The sequence below is a fragment of the Lentzea nigeriaca genome, assembly GCF_016907955.1.
In the GTDB taxonomy this organism is placed as follows: Bacteria; Actinomycetota; Actinomycetes; order Mycobacteriales; family Pseudonocardiaceae; genus Lentzea; species Lentzea nigeriaca.
This window is the reverse complement of the sequence record NZ_JAFBCX010000024.1, coordinates 14,939-34,287: the sequence shown is the minus strand read 5'-3', so window position 1 is coordinate 34,287 and position 19,349 is coordinate 14,939. Positions and strand designations below refer to the sequence as shown.

Here is a 19,349-nt window from a genome sequence, read left to right as displayed (position 1 = left end):
TGACGGGCGACAGAGAACCGCGGTTTGTTGTTTGTGAAACCATCCGCTTCATGAAGTGGTACGCGGACAGACCTGTCAGGCTCACGCGTCAGCTGATCGCCGACCTCCTCGCGGTGGGTTGGGTGGCGCTGTGGATCTGGGTGGCCACCACCGCTCACGACTGGGTGCTCCAACTGAGAGCGCCGGGGGACGGGCTGGTCAACGCGGGCGGTGACATCCGCGACGTCTTCACCAACGCCGCCAACAAGGCCAGGGGTGTGCCGTTCGTCGGCGACGACCTGTCGGGGGCGCTGGGCAACGGCAGCAAGGCCGGCGAGACGCTCATCGGGGTGGGCAACACGCAGATCGGCGTGGTCGAGGACACCGCGTTCTGGCTGGCAACCGCTCTCATCGTGATCCCGGTGCTGTTCCTGCTGATCACCTGGTTGCCGTTGCGGCTGCGGTACGCCTTCAGGGCGGCTCACATCGTGAAGCTCAGGGACATGCCGGACCTGCTCGCCCTGAGAGCGCTTACCAGCTTGAAGCCGAAGGAACTCGCGAGGTTCCCGCACGACCCGGCCGCGAAGTGGCGCACCGGGGACACGGACACCATCGAGGAGCTGGCCAGAAGGCAGCTCGCGGCACTGGGGGTGCGGGCATGATCGCGTTGGCCGTGATCGCCGCCATCGTGGCGATGTGTTCGATGGCGGTGGCGCTGTGGCAGGCACGTGAGGCGAAGAACGCTCAGGACGCCGCCACCGCGGGGCAGGCGGCCGCCACCACGGCGCAGGCAGCCGCGACCAAGGCGCAGGAAGAGGCGCAGGCCGCGCGCAAGGCCGTCGAGCAGGCCGCGACGAGTGCGTTGCAGGCCAAGACGGCGGCGGAGGAGAGCAAGAAGGCCGCGGCGCAGGCGCAGGAGGCGGCCACGGCGTCGCGGATGCTGGCCGACGAGGCGCAACTCACAGCCCAGCAGGCCACGCAGCAGGTGAGCGAGCTCACCGAGATGCTCTCCGCCGAACGCAGCAGGCGGGGCATGCCGACGTTCGCCATCACGCCCGGCGCGCCCGACGAGTTCCGGCTCAGCTACTTCGGTGGGCCCGCGGTGATCGAGCAGCTCACGGTGTCCGTGGTGCCCGGCAGCAGGGTGCTCGGGCTGTCGCAGCACGACGAGCCCCCTGCCGAGCACCTGGAGATCGGGCCGCTGCACAACGGCAGCGCGATCACGTTCCGTGCGGCCACCGGGCAGCGGGCCAGTGCGGTGTTCCAGATCAGGGCCGAGCCCTGGGAGCCCGTCGTGGTGCGAGCGGATCAGTAGACCGGGCCGGTGTACTTCTCGCCGGGGCCCTGGCCGGGCTCGTCGGGCACGACGGAGGCCTCGCGGAACGCGCGCTGCACCGACTGCAGGCCGTCCTTCAGCGGCGCGGCGTGCGGGCCGAGGTACTCGGAGGAGGCGGTGACCAGGCCGGCGAGGGCGGTGATCAGGCGGCGGGCCTCGTCCAGGTCGCGGCGCGGGGAGTTGTCCGGGTCCGGGTCGGCGAGGCCCAGGCGCTCCGCGGCGGCGGACAGCAGCATCACGGCCGCGCGGCTGATGACCTCGATGCTGGGGACGTCCCCGAGGTCACGGATGCTGTCTTCAAGGGGCTCAGTCACGCCTCACATTCAAGCAAGGCGCTCCGGCGGGCCCGCGATTCGGGGGTTGACATCGGCGTCTGCTACTATTTCCGACGCGACCAGCTCTCGTTAGTGCGAGAGCGGCAAGTGGAGCCCCGCTCCCACCCGCGTTCACCGCCTCAAGAGGTGGCCGGGTCCGGTCCTCCTGACACAGGGCACATGGGTGTCCCGGCGTTCAGGTTTGCGATCGGTCGGAAGCGGGCCCTGTCGTCGACGTAGACGACGGGGCTCTTGTTTTTGGCGCAAACGAGTCGCAAAGGACGTGAATGACAAGTCCCTCGAACCGAGGTGCTCCCGCGAGCACCGAGCCGCGCATCAACGACCGCATCCGCGTGCCTGAGGTCCGTCTGGTCGGGCCGAACGGCGAGCAGGTCGGGATCGTTCGCATCGAGGACGCACTCCGACTCGCGCAGGAAGCGGATCTGGACCTCGTCGAGGTCGCCGCGCAGGCTCGACCTCCGGTCTGCAAGCTCATGGACTACGGCAAGTTCAAGTACGAGACCGCTCAGAAGGCTCGTGAGTCCCGCCGTAACCAGCAGCTGACGGTCATCAAGGAGCAGAAGCTCCGGCCGAAGATCGACCCGCACGACTACCAGACGAAGAAGGGCCACGTGGCCCGCTTCCTCTCGCACGGGAACAAGGTCAAGGTGACCATCATGTTCCGCGGACGAGAGCAGTCGCGCCCCGAGCTCGGCTACCGGTTGCTGCAGAAGCTGGCGGAGGACGTCGCGGAGCTGGGCTTCGTCGAGTCCAACCCCAAGCAGGACGGCCGCAACATGATCATGGTGTTGGCGCCGCACAAGAACATCAAGGCTCGTCCGGTCAAGCAGGACCAGGACGACGTCGTCCAAGGCGACGAAGCCGCCGAATAGGACGCATGCCCGCCCCCGACCCGGTGGGTAGCACGAGACGAGGACGGAAATGCCGAAGAACAAGACGCACAGCGGGACCTCGAAGCGGTTCAAGGTCACCGGCAGCGGCAAGATCGTCCGGGAGAAGGCCGGCAAGCGCCACATCCTGGAGAAGAAGTCGAGCCGCGTCACCCGTCGCATGAGCGGCACCGCGGTCGTGTCGGAGAACGACGCGCCGCGCATCAAGAAGCTGCTCGGTCTCTGACCCGCTTCGACACCCCTTAGCAACTCGGGGGAGGGCCCCGACCCCTCCCCCCATGAGATCGACAGGATGGACCCGTGGCACGCGTCAAGCGGGCTGTGAACGCCCAGAAGAAGCGTCGTACCACCCTTGAGCTGGCGAGCGGTTACCGCGGCCAGCGCTCGAGGCTGTACCGCAAGGCCAAGGAGCAGGTGCTCCACTCGCTCAACTACGCGTACCGCGACCGTCGTGCGCGCAAGGGCGACTTCCGCAAGCTCTGGATCCAGCGCATCAACGCCGGTGCGCGCCAGAACGGCATCACCTACAACCGCTTCATCCAGGGCCTGAAGCTCGCGGGTGTCGAGGTCGACCGCAAGATCCTCGCGGACCTCGCCGTCACCGACGCGACCGCCTTCACCGCTCTCGTCGAGATCGCCCGCAACGCGCTCCCGACCGACGTGAACGCCCCGGCCGAGGACAAGGCCTGAGCCAGCACGCTCGCGGACAACGACCCGAGGCAGCTCCGTTCACCGAACGGACGCCTCGGGTCGTTGCTGCTCGCCACCTGACCCGCCGCCAGGGCCGTGACAAAGCCGGTCGCTTCCTCGTCGAGGGCGCCCAGGCCGTGCGCGAGGCACTCGCCTGGCAGAACGGCCAGGTCCACGAACTCTTCGTCACGGCGACGGCCGCGGAACGCAACCCCGAGCTGCTGCAGACAGCGCGGGCACAAGGCATCCGGATCAGCGAGGTCACCGACAAGGCGGCCGCGTCGCTGTCGGAAACCGTGACGCCCCAAGGCCTCGTCGCCGTGTGCGACGCCGTCCCGCAACCGCTCGACCAGGCGCTGCAGGGCACTCCGCGGCTCGTCGCCGTGCTCTACGGCGTCTCGGACCCCGGTAACGCGGGCACCGTCACGCGCGTGGCGGACGCGGCGGGAGCCGACGCGGTGATCTTCGCGGGCGACACGGTCGACCCGCACAACGGCAAGTGCGTGCGCGCCTCCACGGGCTCGCTCTTCCACCTGCCGATCGCGCGATCCCGTGACGCGGCAGAGGTTTTCGCCGCCTGCCGCTCCGCCGGTCTGCGTCTCGTCGCCGCCGACGGCTACGCGAAGTCCGACCTCGTCGAGGCCTCGCGCCAGGGCGACCTCGAACAGCCCACGGCGTGGGTGTTCGGCAGCGAGGCCCACGGCCTGCCCGACGACGTCGTCGCCCAGCTCGACACGTCGCTGAAGGTGCCGCTGTACGGCGCCGCCGAGAGCCTCAACCTCGCGACGGCCGCCGCGGTGTGCCTCTACGCCTCCGCCCGCGACCAACGCAATTGAGCTGACGCGAGCAGGGCGCGCGGCTACTGTGCGCGCGTGCGTGAAACAGAGATCGAAATCCTGTGCTCCCAGCTCGCCTCCTACTACGTCTTCCCGGACGTGGCGGAAGACATCGCGAAGGTCTTGCGCACCCGCCTCGCCGAAGGCGCCTACGCGGACGCCACTGACGACGAGGACTTCGCGGCACGGGTCACCGCGGACCTCCAGTCGGTCAACGGCGACAAGCACCTCCGCCTGCTGTACAGCGAAGACGAGCTCCTGGAAACCGGCGAGGACTCGGCGTGGGACCCGGTGGCCTACCGGAAGGAAGCCGAGCGGGACGCGTTCGGCATCCGGAAGGTCGAGCGCCTCGAAGGCAACATCGGCCTGCTCGATCTCACCGTGCTGCACGACGCCGAGATCGCCACCCCCGCCGTCACCGCCGCCATGAACCTCATCGCGCACACGAGCGCGTTGATCCTCGACCTGCGCGACAACCGCGGCGGCGACCCGCACACGGTCGCGTTGATCTGCAGCTACCTCTTCGACGAAGCGGTGCACCTCAACGACATCTACAACCGCCCGGAGGACTCAACCCGGCAGTTCTGGACTCTGCCGCACGTGCCGGGCCCGAAGTTCGGCGGCCAGAAGCCGATCTACGTTCTCACCAGCGGCCGCACCTTCTCCGGCGGCGAGGAACTGAGCTACGACCTGCAGCAGAACAAGCGCGCCACCCTCATCGGCGAGACCACCAAGGGCGGCGCCCATCCCGGCGACCGCTACCGCGTCGGCCCGCACCTGAAGTCCGCGGTCCCCAACGGCCGCGCGATCAACCCGATCTCCGGCACCAACTGGGAGGGCGTGGGCGTGGTCCCCGACATCGAGGTTCCGGCGGACCAGGCGTTCGAGGTCGCCTACGCCAAGGCGACCTCGAACACCGAGTGATCAGTCCAGCCGGGCGGTGAGCTCTCGGACCAGCGGGTCGGTGCCGGCAGGCTTGTTCTGGCGCCGCAACGCCTCCGAGAGCACCGCCACGACGTTCCCGGCCTGGTTGTCGTCGGGCAGCAGCGATGCCGCCCGGCGCGCCTCGGCCTCAGCGCCCTCGGGGTCGTCGGCGTTCAGCAGCACGTGCGCCGCCCGCAGGATGACGAAGACCCGCCAGCCCTCGTCGCCCAGCGACACCACCAGCGCCTCGGCGTCGCGGTAGTGCTTCATCGCCAGGGCGAACTCGCCGGCCTGGCCGTGCACCCACGCGCGGATCGCGACGATCTCGGCCTGCCGCCGGGTGACCTCGGTCGGGTCGTCCAGCGTCGGCAGCAGTGACTCGGCCTCGTCGACGGCGGCGCGGGTCTCGACGACCTCGTCGTCGGGCAGGTTCGAGGCCAGCTCGATCAGCGAGCCGATCGCCTCCGAGACGTTGCCCTCCTGCTGCCACAACGCCGCTGCCGCACGCCAGGAAGCCGTTGCCTCGTCGTGCTTGTCCATGCGGCCCTGCACCGAGGCCAGCGCGTCCAGCAGGAACGCCCTGCGCGCCACCTCCTCGGGCGGCAGCAGCTCGGACGCCTCGCGCAGGTACCGCTCGGCCGCCGGCAGTTCGCCGAGCTTGCGGCACACCTGCCCGAGCCGGAACACCACCTGAAGCCGCAGGTCGTCCTGGCCCTCCTGCAGCAGCCGCAACGACTCCTCGAGCACCTCGGCGGCCTCGACGAACCTGTCCGTCTGCACGTACCCGCCGCTCAGCGCGAAGCAGAAGTGCGCGGTGTGGCCGGGGGAGAGGTGCACGCGCGAGATCGCCACGGCCTCCCGCAGGTCGGACAGGCACGCGGCTTCCTGGTCCAGCTCCTGGATCGCGGCCACCTGGTACCAGCGGGCTTCGGCGGATTCGGGCAGCGGGAACGCCGCCACGAACTCCCGCGCCGTCGCCATCGCCTCCGCCACGCGGCCCAGCACCGTCTCCAGCCGCAACCGCAGCCGGAAGCCCTCGAACCGCGCGCTCGGCGGCAGGTCTCCGGCCATGGCAGCCACGACGTCCGCATACGCGCCGTCGAGATCCTGTTGCCGCGCACGGTGTTCCGCAGCCTCGACCAGCACCCGGCCGCGCAGTTCCGGAACGTCCAAAGAGGACGCGAGGGCGAGCATCTCGGAGGCGCGGTCGTGCGAGTGCGCGTCGTCGAGCAGCTCGGCCAGCGTCAACGCCGCGACCGACCGCGTGAAGTCGGTCTCGGCCTCTGCCAGGCACCGCTCGGCGAGCTCCAGGCCGTCCTCCAGCCCCATCGCCATCCGCGCCTGGTACCGCAACGCGTAGTCGTGGGGCAGCTGGGTCAGCAGCTCCTCGAACACCGCGGGATCGAACGGCACGAGCCCCGTCGTCATCCGCCGGATGCCCGCGTGCGCCGCGAGATCGGGCGGCAGCAACGAGTCCATGTCCGCGGGCAGCGAGTCGAGCATCCGCCGCGCCTTCACGAAGTCGCCCTGCTCGTACAGCGTCACCATGGCCTCGGCGATCTCCACCGGATCGCCGAACACGACGGGCTCCTCGGCGGGAGCGGCCACCTGTGCGGCCGGCACCGCCAGCTCGACGTGCGCGTAGTCGGCCTGCTCCAACGACTTCGACACCCGTTCGATCCACGCCGAGGTGCCGTTGCGCGCGTCGAACGCCTTGGCCAGCTCGATCGCTCGCGCCGACAGCCGGTCGAGCAGCGCGTGAGCGGTCAACGACCCCACCGACGGCACCTCGAACACCGTGTCGGCCGGAATCCGTTGCAGCAGAACGGAAGCGCACTCGGCGAACGACATCTCGTCGGCAGGCAGCTGCGTGGCGGTCACCTTGTGCAGCGACCGGCGCAGGATCTCCTCGCCGCGGGACACGTTGCCCGTCAACGCGCAGAACCGGATGTGCTCGTGCACGTACGAGGTGATCTCGTCGTCCTTGATCAACCGGTACGCGGTCGTGTGCGCGTGCGCCGCCCGTTCGGCGTCACCGATCTCCAGCAACGGCCACAGCAGCGCCGACAGGATGCCCTGCGGCTGCGTCGCGCAGTTCGTGTTGCCGGACAAGCCTTCCCAGCCGTGCGCGGCGGCCTCCTGGTGCCTGCCGAGCCGCGTCAGCATCCAGACCTGCTCCTCGACCACGCACGCGTCACAGTCCGCCATCGGACCCGACTCGGTGGCCAGGTACTTCCCGAGGTGCTCTGCCAGGCCCGTCAGGTCGCCGACGTGGTAGGCCAGCTCGGCACGCGCGCCGTGCACCGGCTGCACCGAGAACCCGAGCCGCCCGTAGCGGTCGGCGAGCTGCCCGATCACGGCTTCCAGCTGCGCCAGCGAGAACCGGGGATCACGCCGCAGACCCGTCGCGATCCACTTGTGCGACCAGTTCAGCGAGTGGATCTCGTAGTCGTTGAACGCCTCCGGATCCTTCTCCTCGGCGGCTCGGGCCCACGCGAACGGCGCCAGCATCAGGTCGTAGCGCGACAGGTAGTAGGCCGAGTCGATCAACGCGATCCGGCACGACACCCCGAGCGGCAGATGCCCGAGCGAGTCGGCCATGCGCGCGGCCCGTTCCAGCGCCTCGTGCTTCGGCATGCCCGTGGGCATGTTGTACGCCTCGATGAACGCTCTTTCGGCGTCCTCTGCGGTGAAGTCGGTCATGGTCATCGTCCCCCAACGGCGCGGTCCAGCAGTTCCAGGAACGAACGGTTGAGCGCCGCCGTGTCCTTCGGTCGCATCGCCCGCCGCGCCTGCAGCACGGCGTGCACGTACAGAGACTCCAGGGTCAGTTCCACCAGAGCGGGGTCGGTCAGCCGCGCCAGCCGCTGCACGAGCGGGTTGCGGCAGTTCAGCACCAGCTGCTCCGGCCGCGCGGAACCCGAGTCGGCGGTCAGCTGGCCCAGCAGCTCCGCCCACAACGGATCGACGACCTCCTCGGCCGTCTGCTCGGTGTCGAGCTTGCGCTGCTGCTCGGCGTTGCTGATCAGCAAGGCGGGCAACGAGACCGGGTCGAAGTCGCGGATCACCGCGTCGCAGTCGTGCCGGTCGAGCGCCGCCGCGCCCTCGGACAGCCGCAGCCGCAACGCCGTCTCGATGTCCGGTTCCGGATCGGCCAGCGCGGCCAGCAGCTCCGTGGGCGCCACCCGGCGCGCGACCGACGGGCCGTCCAGCGCGCTCAGCCGGTTCAGCAGCTCCAGGTCGTAGGCGTAGCCGGCGTTGACGAGCCCGAGGCCCTGCGCGGCCGCGACCGGCGCGAGCTGGTGGAACTCGTCGACGTCCGGGATGTAGAGGATCGCGCCGTGCTTGCGCCGGAACTGCCGCAGCGGGATCGGGCCGTCCGTCGTCTCGAACGGCAGCCAGCGCTCGACCAGCCGCAGCATCTCGTCGTCCGACCTGGCCAGCGACTTGATCCCCAGGTGGTGCGCTGCCAGCAGCTCACCGGCTCGGCGCGGCTCGATCGCGTCGAGCCTGATCAGCCAGTCGCGGATCTGTTCGCCCAGCTCCTCGCGCACCGCGAGCAGCATCTCGTCCTGGTACAGCGACTCGCGCGACGCCGTCGGCCGGATCGCGGACGCGTCGACCACGCACCGCACGAAGTACGCCCAGTCCGGCAGCAGGCCCTCGACGTTGTCGCCGACCAGCATCCGCTTCAGGTACACCCGGTGCGTCTGCCGCGTGCCCGGATGCACGCCGGACGGCAGCACGAACGCGACCCCGGTCAGCCCCGCGGCCTCGACCTCGATCGGGATCGCCTCGAACGGCGTGAACCCGAAGATCTGCTCGCAGTACCCGGAAAGGTCCGCGTCCTCGTCGTCCCACGGGCGAAGACCGCGCGTCACGGCGTCGCCGTCCAGCGTCACCACCGCCGGGAGCAGATCGCCGTAGTCGCTCACCAACGGCCGCACGACGTCGGCTTCGAGCCAGTGCTCGTTGCCGCGCGACGCCGTCAGCACGACCGTGGTGCCGACAGGAACGTCACCGTCCACAACAGAAACCGTGTAGTTGCCCGAGGAATCCGCTTCCCAGCGCACGCCCGAACCGCCGCGGGCGGACCGGGTGATGACCGTCACCGAAGAAGCGACCAGGAAGCACGACAGCATGCCGACGCCGAACTGCCCGAGGAAGCCTTCGCGGGCGAACCCCAGGTCATCGCGCTTCGAGGTGCGGCCGAGCGTCGACAGCAGCTCGTGCACCTCGTCCTCGGTGAGGCCCACGCCGGTGTCGGTGATCCGGAGCTCGGCGCCGCAGGTGATCGTGACCTCTGCCGGGCAGGACGGGTCGAGCTCACGCCTCGCCGTGATCGCGTCGACGGCGTTCTGCAGCAGTTCACGCACGTAGACGCGGGGACTGCTGTACAGGTGGTGGCTGAGCAGGTCGATGATGCCGCGCAGGTCGACGCGGAAGGTGTGCGACATGATGCCGCCCATCCTAGGGACGGACCAGGGGCCAGTGCCGCTCTTTAATGGAACGTCCGGAAGCGGTCAAGAGCGGACCCACTAGGATCGACCTGTTGTTACCTGATGTCCGCGACGGGAGCTGTCCTTCAACCATGTCCGGAGCCAACGACCCGTACGACCCCAAGGAGGTCGCGGCGCTGTCGGCCGAGAACCTCGACGCGGCCGTGCAGAAGGCGCGCGAGGCGTTCGCCGGAGCTGCCGACCTCGAGGCCCTGGCGGCGGTCAAGCCGGGCCACCTGGGTGACCGGTCGCCCGTGCTGCTGGCCCGCCGCGAGATCGGTGCCCTGCCCCCCAAGGCGAAGGCCGAGGCCGGCAAGCGGGTGAACGAGGCGCAGTCCGCGATCAAGACCGCGTTCGACGAGCGCCACGCCGTGCTCCAGGTCGAGCGCGACGAGCGGGTGCTGCGCGAGGAGTCCGTCGACGTCACGCTGCCCTGGGACCGCTTCCCGCGCGGCGCGCGCCACCCGATCACCACCCTCGCCGAGCGCATCGGCGACGTCTTCGTGGCCATGGGCTACGAGATCGCCGAGGGCCCGGAGCTCGAGACCGAGTGGTTCAACTTCGACGCGCTGAACTTCGGCAAGGACCACCCTGCCCGTTCGATGCAGGACACGTTCTACATCGCGCCGAACGACTCGTCGCTCGTCCTGCGCACGCACACCTCGCCCGTGCAGGCCCGCACGCTGCTGGAGCGCGACCTGCCGGTGTACGTCGTGTGCCCCGGCCGCACGTTCCGCACCGACGAGCTCGACGCGACCCACACCCCGGTGTTCCACCAGGTCGAGGGCCTCGCGGTCGACAAGGGCCTGACCATGGGCCACCTCAAGGGCACGCTCGACGCGTTCGCCCGCGCCATGTTCGGCGAGGACTCGAAGACCCGCCTGCGCCCGAGCTTCTTCCCCTTCACCGAGCCGTCGGCCGAGGTCGACGTGTGGTTCCCGGAGAAGAAGGGCGGCGCCGGCTGGGTCGAGTGGGGCGGCTGCGGCATGGTCAACCCCAACGTGCTGCGCGCCTGCGGCGTCGACCCGGACGTCTACTCCGGTTTCGCGTTCGGCATGGGCCTGGAGCGGACGCTGCAGTTCCGCAACGGCCTGCCCGACATGCGCGACATGGTCGAGGGCGACGTCCGCTTCACCCAGCCTTTCGGAACGGAGGCCTGATCCGGTGCGCATCCCGGTCAGCTGGCTGGTCGAACACCTCGGTTTCGACGAAGTCCCCACGCCCGACGAGCTCGCCGAGGCGTTCACCCGCATCGGCATCGAGGTCGAGGAGGTGAGCCCGCTCGGTCCCGTGACCGGCCCGATCGTCGCCGGTCGCGTCGTCGCGATCGAGGAGCTCACCGAGTTCAAGAAGCCGATCCGCTACTGCCAGGTCGAGGTCGGGCCCGAGCAGGTCAACAACATCATCTGCGGCGCCACGAACTTCGTCGAGGGCGACTCGGTCGTCGTCGCGCTGCCCGGCGCCGTCCTGCCGGGCGACTTCACGATCTCCGAGCGCAAGACGTACGGCCGCGTGTCGCAGGGCATGATCTGCGCCGCCGACGAGCTCGGCATCGGCGACGACCACTCCGGCATCCTCGTGCTGCCCACCGGCACCGCGCAGCCGGGCGACGACGCGATGGAGCTGCTCGGCCTGACCGACAGCGTCATCGAGGTCGCGCCGACCCCGGACCGCGGCTACGCGTTCTCGGTCCGCGGCCTGGCCCGCGAGATCGCCTGCGCGCTCGACGTGCCGTTCGGCGACCCCGGCGTCGTCGAGATCCCCGAGGCCGAGGGCGAGGTGTGGCCGGTCCACATCGAGGACCGCACCGGCTGCTCGCGCTTCGTCGCGCGCCGCGTCACCGGTGTCGACCCGACCGCGCCCACGCCGTGGTGGATGCGCCGCCGCCTGATGCTCGCCGGCATGCGCTCGATCTCGCTGCCGGTCGACGTCACGAACTACGTGATGCTCGAGCTCGGCCAGCCGCTGCACGCGTTCGACGCGGCTTCTCTCTCGGGTGCGCTGACCGTGCGTCGCGCTCACGCGGGCGAGAAGCTCACGACGCTGGACGACTCGGTGCGCGCGCTGGACCCCGACGACATCGTGATCGCCGACGACTCCGGCGTGATCTCGCTCGCCGGTGTCATGGGTGGTGCGTCCACGGAGGTCCGCGACAACTCGTCGGACATCCTGCTGGAGGCCGCGAACTGGGACCCGGCGTCGATCGCGCGCACGGTCCGCCGCCACAAGCTGCCGTCCGAGGCCGCCAAGCGTTTCGAGCGCACGGTGGACCCGGCCTTGGCGCCGGTCGCGTTGGAGCGGGCCGCGAAGCTGCTCAACCACTACGCCGAGGGCCAGATCAAGCCGGGCCGCACCGACGTGGGCGTGCCCGAGCTGCCCGCACCCGTGTCGATGCCGATCGACCTGCCGGACCGCATCGCGGGCGTCCGCTACGCGCGGGGCGTCACGGCGCGCCGCCTGGGCCAGATCGGCTGCCAGGTCTCCGTGACGACGTCCGACGACGGCCAGACGATCGTCACGGCCGTGCCGCCGACGTGGCGTGCCGACCTCGTGCAGCCCGCCGACCTGGTGGAGGAGGTGCTGCGGCTGGAGGGCTACGACACGATTCCCTCGGTTCTGCCGCCCGCACCCGCCGGCCGTGGCCTGACCGAGCAGCAGCGCCGCCGCCGCACGGTGTGGCGCACGCTCGCCGAGGACGGCTTCGTCGAGGTGAAGCCGTTCCCGTTCATCGACCCGTCGGTGTTCGACGCGTTCGGTCTCTCCGAGGACGACGTCCGCCGCAACACCGTCGGCGTGCTGAACCCGTTGGAGGCGGACAAGAACGTCCTCGCCACCACGCTGCTGCCCGGGCTCTTGGAGACGCTCCAACGGAACCTGGCCCGTGGTGCGCGCGATGTCGCGCTGTACAACATCGCCCAGGTGACTTTGCCGCGCGCGCAACAGGTTCCGGTGCCCGCGCTGGGCGTCGACCGCCGCCCGACCGAGGCCGAGGTCGCCTCGATGCTGGCCGCGCTGCCGCAGCAGCCGCTGCACGTCGCCGGTGTGCTCACGGGCCACCGCGAGCTGGCCGGCTGGTGGGGCAAGGGCCGCATGGCCGACTGGGCGGACGCCGTCGAGGCCGCCCGCCGCGTCGGCCAGGCGTACGGGGTCACCCTGCGCGTCGTGGCGTCGGACCTGCTGCCGTGGCACCCCGGCCGCTGCGCCGAGCTGCGCGTGGGCGACTGGCCCGTCGGCCACGCCGGCGAGCTCCACCCGAAGGTGATCGAGGCGCTGGGCCTGCCCAAGCGGACCGTGGCGTTCGAGCTCGACCTCGACGCCCTCCCGCTGGACGACCACCGCCCGGCCCCGATGGTGTCGGCATACCCGCCGGTGCTGCTGGACGTGGCGCTCGTCGTCGACGCCGGCGTGCCGGTGCAGTCGGTGTCGGAGGTGCTGGGCGCGTCCGCGGGCGACCTGCTGGAGGACATCCGCCTGTTCGACGTCTACACGGGCGAGCAGGTGGGCGAGGGCAAGAAGTCGCTCGCGTACTCGTTGCGGTTCCGCGCGCCGGACCGCACGCTGACCGTCGAAGAAGCGACGAACGCTCGCGATGCCGCCGTGGCGGCCGCCGGCGAGCGTTTGGGTGCAGCACTGCGCGCCTAGTCGGTCACGCTCGGTGAGGCCCGGGATTCGCCGAGAATCCCGGGCCTTTCCGCGTAATGAGGCCGTCGACCTGGAGTCCGCGTGTCGCATTTCCCGTGTCGTGTGCACGATGTCTTCGCGGTCATAACGGCAGCTCTGGGCAGGGTCGCCCGCGCGGCGGGAGTCGTCATCACCCGCCGCAGGCCGCCGATATGTACACAGTATTGTGGCAACAGGGAAAGAGTCCGAACCGCTCCGTGTAGCGGGGTTCGGAAAGATTGTCCGTCAAAGTTCGCTCGATCGGTCGAATCCCGAAAGTCGGGATTTGGGATCAAACCAGCAGGTGGTAGCCCTGCGTAGCTGTCAAGGTGCCGAAGGTCCCTCATTACAAGGGGCAATCGGCGCCCGTCCGCCGCTTGCGCAGTGCGTGTTGCTTCTCCAAGATTGTCAACGCGGCCCGCTGGGCCGAGGGGCGAAGCGATGAACCACCGGGCGAGTCTGGTCGCCGGTCCGGTGGGGAGCTAGAGGCGAACCCACCGCCTGGAGCAACAACTCTGGAGAGTTGCGCCATGCGTAGTCTGGGTCCGCGCCTTGAGATCGCCGTGTCATTGACGATTCTCATGCTCGGCGCGGCCGTCGTGGCGGCCATGCACCTCACGTGGCCCAAGCCGACATCGCCCGCCATGGCGTATTCGGTGAGCAGCGGCGAGTCCGGAATGCAGCAGCTGAAGCCATTTGAAATCAACGACATCTCGGGCGCGGCCGTGGAACTCACACCGGGCGCCGTGGGCGAGCGCAAGGTGCGGTTGTCCAACCCGAACTCCGTCGACATCATCGTCGAAAGCCTGTCCGCGGTGCCCGGTCAGCCGCTCGACGCCACCCAGCAGCGCGTCGAGGGGTGCCCTGCTGGAGTGCTGACCGTCGTGCCGCTCAAGGAGGTCGTGGAGATCCCGGCCGGTGGAGCGGTCGAGGTCGCCATGAAGGTCCAGGTCGCGAAGGACGTCCCCGCCGCGTGTAGCGAGCTGGTCTTCCCGCTCACCTACTCGGGTCGCGCGAAACACGGCTGATCGGCAGCTCGGCCTCGGCTGCTCGTGCCACGAGGTAGCGGTACTAGGGCCTGTATCGAAGTCCATGTCCGCGATAGCCGGGCCTGACGCGGCCCCTGGCGGCACGGCCGGACGGCCCACATACAACACCGGTATGCGGGCCGTTCGGCCGCACCACCAGGAACCACCTCAGGCGCGACTCTCATCGAACGGGACTTCGATACAGGCCCTAAAGGTGTTTGAGCGCCTCCCGCCGTGACAACGGCGACAACCGGGGCCGCGCTTGCACGAACGCCCGCACCCACCCCGGCTCGGTCTTCGCGAACTCCCGCAGCGCCCAGCCGATCCCCTTGCGCAGGAAGAAGTCCGGGTCGTCCACGTTGGCGTCGACGCACGCCTCCAGCAGCTCCACGTCGGTGTTCGCCTTGGCCCCGAGCTGGCAGATGATCGACGTCCGCCGCCGCCACCTGTCCGCGTCGACGGACCACTTCAGCATCAACGGCCGCACGACGTCCGGCGCGGACCGCAGCAACGGCCCGATCCGTTTCGACGCGATCTCGTCGACGTAGTCCCACCATGCGCCGGTCACGATCATCTCGTCGAACCACGGCAGCAGCTCGACCGACTGGAAGCGACGGTCGCCGCTCAACGCGAGCGCCACGTACCGCTCCTCGCGATAGGTCGCCTCGCGCCACAGCGTCTGCACGACGTGGAGCCACTCGTCCCGCGAGTCGATCCGCGGCAGCGACTTCAGCAACGCCACCCGTCCCGGCTTCTGTACGCCCAGGAACGGCATGTCGGACTTCATGTACGCCTGCATCTCCGGGGCTTTCCCCGGATCCGCGCGTTCCTCCAGTCCTGCTCGGACCGCCTCGATGAACGAATCCACCCCCGAACCGTATAGGCAGAAGGAGTAGGGCGTTGAGATCGTTGGCCCCACTGCCGTCCGGAAGTGCTAACGAACCGGCAAAGCATCACTTGTCCAGGCACGACTGTGAACGGAATCGCCGCTTCCGGCCACTACCATTCGCATTCATGCGTGTGCTCATGGTTGTGGCGGCGCTCGTGCTCACCAGCATGGGCGCCACCAAGGCGGACACGGTGGACTACCTGGATCTGCCGCTGTCCAACGGAAACGGCGAGCAGCGGGGCAGCGTTCACCCCGATCTGCCGTACGACAGGGCCACGCTCGAGGCCGCGCTGAACCGCCACCGCGGCAAGCGCATCCCACCGGCCCAGTTCAAGGCGCTGCTGTGGCACTACTGGATCGTCCGCGCCGCCGAGGACGCCGGCGTGAACCTGTCCGACTGGGACCCGCAGCGTGGCGCCGAGGCCAACAAGGCCATCATCTTCGCCGTCTACGACTTCTACGCGCGGCTCTACCTGGAGCACCCGGACACGTTGCGGTGGATGGGGTTCGCGAACATCGGTGCGCCCGCGTTCGCCGCCGGCATGCTCGATCTCGGCACGTTGCCGGAATTCCGGTTCTTCTCGTCGATGCTGATGTCGATGCAGAAGCACATCTTCATGGACCTGGGCGCGATGCACGCCGCCTACCTGCACGGTGGGATCAAGGCCGTGGAGGAGATGCGCGACGCGGGGATCATCGACGCGGAGACCACCGCCGCGTGGGCGGATCCGGCGCACGCGGTCATGGCGTTCTCGTCGCGCGAGCAGAACCTCGTGATCCCCGACCAGTTCGACCGGATGCGGTCACGGTTGCTGCCGCCCGGCGAGGTCGTCACGTACGCGATCACGGTCGCCGGGCCGATGCCGGTGCCGGGCGGGAAGACGCCCGCGCTGTACCGGCCGTTGCTCGGCGGTCCGTTGCCCGCGTTCAACTACGCGGACCGCGAGTCGCGCTGGGACTTCCTCAGCCACGACACGGTTCCGGCGTACGAGCGGATGTCGGAGGAGGCCGTGCGGAAGATCGTGCAAAGGCCGTTCGCGGACCGTGTCGCGGAGTACCGTGCCACGGCCCGCCTGCTCGACCTGATCCTGCCGTTCAGGAGTGACGAACCCCAGACCGGAGTTCGCTGAGCACCGTCAGCCGGTCCTCGTCGAGGATCCGCCGCGTGGTGACGCGGTCGGGGTAGCAGCGCATGAACATGTTGGTGAAGTGCGTTCCGTAGTGAATGACGTCGTCGCCGTGCGGATCGTCCAACGGCCTGATGACGGCCTCGAAGTTCGGTTCGTGGAAGTACGCCATGGTGAACCGCTCGCGTGTGTTCAGCAGGACCTTGTGCGGTGTGGACAGCAGCGCGCCGCCCGTCAGGAACTGCAGGATGTCGCCGGGGAACACGGTGAAGACGTGCTGGACCGGTTCGACGAAGGTCCAGCCCTCGGCGTCCTGGAAACAGCCGGCCGCCGACTCGTCGGGCAGCCAGTTGCGCGGCCGTTCCTCACCCTCGATCGGCGGGCGCACGTAGAGGCCGCCGACCTCGTCCTGTGCGGCGAGGACGAGCATGCCGTAGTCGGTGTGGGCGCCGATGCCGCGGTCGACGGTCTCCGACCTGGTGGGGAAGCGCAGCACCCGCATGTGGTGCCAGCCGTCGGCGGTGAGCCGGGTGAACGTGTCGAGGTCGAGCCCGAAGCCCAGCGCGGTGAGCTTGAGGATCTTCTCTCCGGCCTCGCCGAGCATCGCCATGAACTCCCGCATGGCGTCGCGGTAGTCGTTGTCGGGCCACGGCACGGGTCCGTGACACGGCCACTTGTCGACGACGCGGGAGTCGTCGAGCGGAACGTCCTTGCAGACGGTGAAGATCTCCGAGTAGTCGGCGATGCCGTCGGTGACCTCCTCTCCGGACGCGATGTAACCCGCGTAGGTCAGGTCGCTCACCAGCTGTGACTTCTCTTCGAGCGACAAGCCGTGGAAGAACCTTCTGCTGGCGGCCATGGCCTCTTCGGTCTTGCGGTCCTGCACAGCGTCGGTCGCGATCTGCAGAATCCCGTCGGCCTGCCACGCTGCGATGAGCCGCCGGCCGAGTTCGACGTCGTCGTCCGAACCGGTGACGGTCTCGGGCAGACGGAAGGTGCGTAGTTCGGTCATGGTCCAACGAACGGCCGGTTCCGTTCAGCGGGTTCATTTTTCTTTCAGGGGTGGAATCGGATCCGTCTTAGTAGGCTGCACAACCATGACGTCGTACGACTACGACCTGATCGTCATCGGCTCCGGTCCTGGTGGCCAGAAGGCGGCGATCGCGGGTGCGAAACTGGGCAAGCGCGTGGCCGTCATCGACAAGCAGGAGATGGTCGGCGGCGTCTGCGTCAACACGGGCACCATCCCGTCCAAGACGCTGCGGGAAGCCGTCCTGTACCTGACGGGCATGAGCCAGCGCGAGCTGTACGGCGCGAGCTATCGCGTCAAGCACGACATCACGATCAGCGATCTGATGGCCCGCACGCAGCACGTGATCGGCCGCGAGGTCCAGGTCGTGCGCGCGCAGCTGCACCGCAACGGCATCGACCTCCTGAACGGCTTCGGCCGCTTCGTCGATTCGCACACCATTGCGGTGGAAGGAAGTCATCGCGGCGACCGGACGACCATCACCGGCGAGTACGTCGTCATCGCGACCGGCACGACGCCGGCCCGTCCGTCCATCGTGGACTTCGACGAGGAGCGGATCCTCGACTCCGACGAGGTCTTCGCCCTCACTGAGATCCCGTCGTCGCTGGTCGTGGTCGGCGCGGGCGTGATCGGCATCGAGTACGCGTCGATGTTCGCCGCGCTCGGCACCCGCGTCACGGTCGTCGAGCAGCGCGAGCGGATGCTGGAGTTCTGCGACCCGGAGATCGTGGAGTCGCTGAAGTTCCACCTGCGCGACCTCGCCGTCACCTTCCGGTTCGACGAGAAGGTCGTGAACGTCGAGGTGTCCGAGGGCGGCACCGTCACGACGCTGGCGTCCGGCAAACGCATCCCGGCCGCCGCGGTCATGTACTCGGCCGGTCGTCAGGGCTGCACGGACAAGCTCGACCTCGCCGCCGCGGGCCTGGAGGCCGACCGGCGCGGCAGGCTCAGCGTCGACGAGCACTACCGCACGCCCGTCCAGCACATCTACGCCGTCGGTGACGTGATCGGCTTCCCGGCGCTGGCCGCGACGTCGATGGACCAGGGCCGCCTGGCCGCGTACCACGCGTTCGGCGAGGCGGTGCACGAGCTGACCGCGTTGCAGCCCATCGGCATCTACACGATCCCGGAGATCTCGTACTGCGGTGCGACCGAGGCCGAGCTGACGTCGTCCGCCGTTCCGTACGAGGTGGGCATCTCCCGGTACCGCGAGCTGGCGCGCGGCCAGATCGTCGGTGACGCGTACGGCATGCTGAAGCTGCTGGTGTCCACTGTGGACCGGAAGATCCTCGGTGTGCACGTGTTCGGCACGGGCGCCACGGATCTGGTGCACATCGGCCAGGCCGTGATGGGCTGCGGCGGCACGGTCGACTACCTCGTCGACACGGTCTTCAACTACCCGACGCTGTCCGAGGCGTACAAGGTCGCCGCCCTCGACGCCACGAACAAGATCCGTGCCCTGGACCGCTTCACAGCCGAATGATCATGATCGCGTGAGCCCGGCCTCGTGGGCCACGATGGCGGCCTGCACGCGGTTGGCGCACTCCAGCTTGGGCAGGATCCGGCTGATGTGCGCCTTCACCGTGCCGGTAGCCAGGTACAGCTGTTCGCCGATCTCGGTGTTGGACAGTCCCTGGCCGACGAGTTCGAGCACGGTGCGTTCGGTGTCGGTGAGCGTGTCGATCTTGCGGCGCGCCTCCGACCCCTTGTCGGGCGCGGTGAGGTGCTTCTCGATGAGGCGCCTGGTGATCTGCGGGGCGAGGATCGGCTCGCCGTTCGCGGCCTTGCGGACGGCGTTGATCAGCTCCTGCGGCGAGGTGTCCTTGAGCAGGAACCCGGTCGCGCCCGCCTTCATCGCCTGCGCCACGTAGGAGTCCTCGCCGAACGTCGTGAGCATGACGACGTTGGTGCGCGAAGCGATCTTCTCGGCGGCCTTGAGGCCGTCGCCGCCCGGCATGCGGATGTCGAGCAACGCGACGTCGACGGAGTGCCGCGAAGCGAGCTCGACGGCCTGCCTGCCGTCGCCCGCCTCGGCCACCACGCTGATCTCCGGGTCGTTCTCCAGGATCAACCGGATCCCGGCACGCATCAGCGTCTCGTCGTCGGCGATGAGAACTCGGATCACG

General features: G+C 69.2%; 18 protein-coding genes. 12 read left to right on the top strand and 6 right to left on the bottom strand.

The features are described from left to right. Positions 1-50: 50 nt before the first annotated feature. Together JOD27_RS41275 and JOD27_RS41270 are read left to right on the top strand one after the other, a co-directional pair. Positions 51-641, top strand: coding sequence for a hypothetical protein (locus tag JOD27_RS41275; RefSeq protein WP_204767829.1), 591 nt, complete (start codon positions 51-53; stop codon positions 639-641). Further along, on the top strand, positions 638-1,294 hold the full coding sequence (locus tag JOD27_RS41270) for a hypothetical protein (RefSeq protein WP_204767828.1): 657 nt from the start codon (positions 638-640) through the stop codon (positions 1,292-1,294). Before JOD27_RS41275 ends, JOD27_RS41270 begins: the two co-directional genes overlap by 4 nt. Here JOD27_RS41270 and JOD27_RS41265 read toward each other — a convergent pair. Continuing rightward, a complete protein-coding gene (locus JOD27_RS41265; protein ID WP_112230138.1) occupies positions 1,288-1,629 on the bottom strand; it encodes a DUF1844 domain-containing protein in 342 nt (113 codons plus the stop codon). The two genes, JOD27_RS41270 and JOD27_RS41265, sit on opposite strands and share 7 nt — an antisense overlap. A gap of 287 nt (positions 1,630-1,916) precedes the next feature. Here JOD27_RS41265 and infC point away from each other — a divergent pair, with 287 nt between their 5' ends. The 5 genes from infC to JOD27_RS41240 all read left to right on the top strand — a co-directional run bounded on the left by infC (position 1,917) and on the right by JOD27_RS41240 (position 4,990). Further along, positions 1,917-2,522 carry a translation initiation factor IF-3 gene (gene infC, locus JOD27_RS41260; RefSeq protein ID WP_204767827.1) on the top strand — a complete coding sequence of 202 codons (606 nt, stop codon included), beginning with the start codon at positions 1,917-1,919 and terminating at the stop codon, positions 2,520-2,522. Positions 2,523-2,571: 49 nt separating this feature from the next. Continuing rightward, the gene (gene rpmI / locus JOD27_RS41255; protein ID WP_109640906.1) at positions 2,572-2,766 is read left to right on the top strand and encodes a 50S ribosomal protein L35; all 195 of its coding nucleotides are present in this window, start codon (positions 2,572-2,574) and stop codon (positions 2,764-2,766) included. Between the two features lie 74 nt (positions 2,767-2,840). Next, complete coding sequence (rplT, locus tag JOD27_RS41250) at positions 2,841-3,230, top strand: 50S ribosomal protein L20 (RefSeq protein ID WP_189259280.1); 390 nt, start codon at positions 2,841-2,843, stop codon at positions 3,228-3,230. After that, entirely contained in the window at positions 3,227-4,066 is an 840-nt protein-coding gene (locus tag JOD27_RS41245; RefSeq protein WP_204767890.1) for a TrmH family RNA methyltransferase, read from the top strand. The genes rplT and JOD27_RS41245 overlap by 4 nt, the downstream gene beginning before the upstream one ends. Positions 4,067-4,102: 36 nt before the next feature. Next, positions 4,103-4,990, top strand: coding sequence for a S41 family peptidase (locus JOD27_RS41240; RefSeq protein WP_204767826.1), 888 nt, complete (start codon positions 4,103-4,105; stop codon positions 4,988-4,990). On the opposite strand, the gene JOD27_RS41235 is transcribed toward JOD27_RS41240, so the two are convergent. Then, positions 4,991-7,693, bottom strand: coding sequence for a tetratricopeptide repeat protein (locus JOD27_RS41235; protein ID WP_204767825.1), 2,703 nt, complete (start codon positions 7,691-7,693; stop codon positions 4,991-4,993). A gap of 2 nt (positions 7,694-7,695) precedes the next feature. Further along, complete coding sequence (locus tag JOD27_RS41230) at positions 7,696-9,447, bottom strand: HSP90 family protein (RefSeq protein WP_204767824.1); 1,752 nt, start codon at positions 9,445-9,447, stop codon at positions 7,696-7,698. Positions 9,448-9,581: 134 nt separating this feature from the next. On the opposite strand from JOD27_RS41230, the gene pheS reads away from it, so the two are divergent. From pheS to JOD27_RS41215, 3 genes are all read left to right on the top strand, one after another. After that, complete coding sequence (gene pheS / locus JOD27_RS41225) at positions 9,582-10,649, top strand: phenylalanine--tRNA ligase subunit alpha (RefSeq protein ID WP_204767823.1); 1,068 nt, start codon at positions 9,582-9,584, stop codon at positions 10,647-10,649. Between the two features lie 4 nt (positions 10,650-10,653). Beyond that, entirely contained in the window at positions 10,654-13,131 is a 2,478-nt protein-coding gene (pheT, locus tag JOD27_RS41220; RefSeq protein WP_204767822.1) for a phenylalanine--tRNA ligase subunit beta, read from the top strand. Positions 13,132-13,679: 548 nt separating this feature from the next. Next, on the top strand, positions 13,680-14,177 hold the full coding sequence (locus tag JOD27_RS41215; RefSeq protein WP_204767821.1) for a hypothetical protein: 498 nt from the start codon (positions 13,680-13,682) through the stop codon (positions 14,175-14,177). A gap of 208 nt (positions 14,178-14,385) precedes the next feature. Here the strand turns inward: JOD27_RS41215 and JOD27_RS41210 are convergent, their stop codons facing one another. Further along, on the bottom strand, positions 14,386-15,045 hold the full coding sequence (locus JOD27_RS41210; RefSeq protein WP_204767820.1) for a DNA alkylation repair protein: 660 nt from the start codon (positions 15,043-15,045) through the stop codon (positions 14,386-14,388). 146 nt (positions 15,046-15,191) lie between these two features. Between JOD27_RS41210 and JOD27_RS41205 the strand changes: the two genes are divergently transcribed. Continuing rightward, positions 15,192-16,196: a hypothetical protein gene (locus JOD27_RS41205; protein ID WP_204767819.1), complete on the top strand. Its 1,005-nt coding sequence runs from the start codon at positions 15,192-15,194 to the stop codon at positions 16,194-16,196. Here the strand turns inward: JOD27_RS41205 and JOD27_RS41200 are convergent. Continuing rightward, positions 16,162-17,205, bottom strand: coding sequence for a 2-oxoglutarate and iron-dependent oxygenase domain-containing protein (locus JOD27_RS41200; protein WP_204767818.1), 1,044 nt, complete (start codon positions 17,203-17,205; stop codon positions 16,162-16,164). The genes JOD27_RS41205 and JOD27_RS41200 overlap by 35 nt on opposite strands. An 85-nt stretch (positions 17,206-17,290) precedes the next feature. Here JOD27_RS41200 and sthA point away from each other — a divergent pair, with 85 nt between their 5' ends. After that, positions 17,291-18,706, top strand: coding sequence for a Si-specific NAD(P)(+) transhydrogenase (sthA, locus tag JOD27_RS41195; RefSeq protein ID WP_204767817.1), 1,416 nt, complete (start codon positions 17,291-17,293; stop codon positions 18,704-18,706). Here sthA and JOD27_RS41190 read toward each other — a convergent pair whose 3' ends face one another. Then, on the bottom strand, positions 18,707-19,348 hold the full coding sequence (locus JOD27_RS41190; protein WP_204767816.1) for a response regulator: 642 nt from the start codon (positions 19,346-19,348) through the stop codon (positions 18,707-18,709). Between the last annotated feature and the right edge of the window lies 1 nt (position 19,349).

Excerpts from the sequence above, each read along its gene's own strand:
- JOD27_RS41275 (WP_204767829.1), top strand. The coding sequence starts at position 51 with ATGAAGTGGTACGCGGACAGACCTGTCAGGCTCACGCGTCAGCTGATC.
- JOD27_RS41270 (WP_204767828.1), top strand. The coding sequence starts at position 638 with ATGATCGCGTTGGCCGTGATCGCCGCCATCGTGGCGATGTGTTCGATG.
- JOD27_RS41205 (WP_204767819.1), top strand. The coding sequence starts at position 15,192 with ATGCGTGTGCTCATGGTTGTGGCGGCGCTCGTGCTCACCAGCATGGGC.
- rpmI (WP_109640906.1), top strand. The coding sequence starts at position 2,572 with ATGCCGAAGAACAAGACGCACAGCGGGACCTCGAAGCGGTTCAAGGTC.
- JOD27_RS41215 (WP_204767821.1), top strand. The coding sequence starts at position 13,680 with ATGCGTAGTCTGGGTCCGCGCCTTGAGATCGCCGTGTCATTGACGATT.
- JOD27_RS41235 (WP_204767825.1), bottom strand. The coding sequence starts at position 7,693 with ATGACCGACTTCACCGCAGAGGACGCCGAAAGAGCGTTCATCGAGGCG.
- sthA (WP_204767817.1), top strand. The coding sequence starts at position 17,291 with ATGACGTCGTACGACTACGACCTGATCGTCATCGGCTCCGGTCCTGGT.
- JOD27_RS41230 (WP_204767824.1), bottom strand. The coding sequence starts at position 9,447 with ATGTCGCACACCTTCCGCGTCGACCTGCGCGGCATCATCGACCTGCTC.
- infC (WP_204767827.1), top strand. The coding sequence starts at position 1,917 with ATGACAAGTCCCTCGAACCGAGGTGCTCCCGCGAGCACCGAGCCGCGC.
- JOD27_RS41200 (WP_204767818.1), bottom strand. The coding sequence starts at position 17,205 with ATGACCGAACTACGCACCTTCCGTCTGCCCGAGACCGTCACCGGTTCG.
- pheS (WP_204767823.1), top strand. The coding sequence starts at position 9,582 with ATGTCCGGAGCCAACGACCCGTACGACCCCAAGGAGGTCGCGGCGCTG.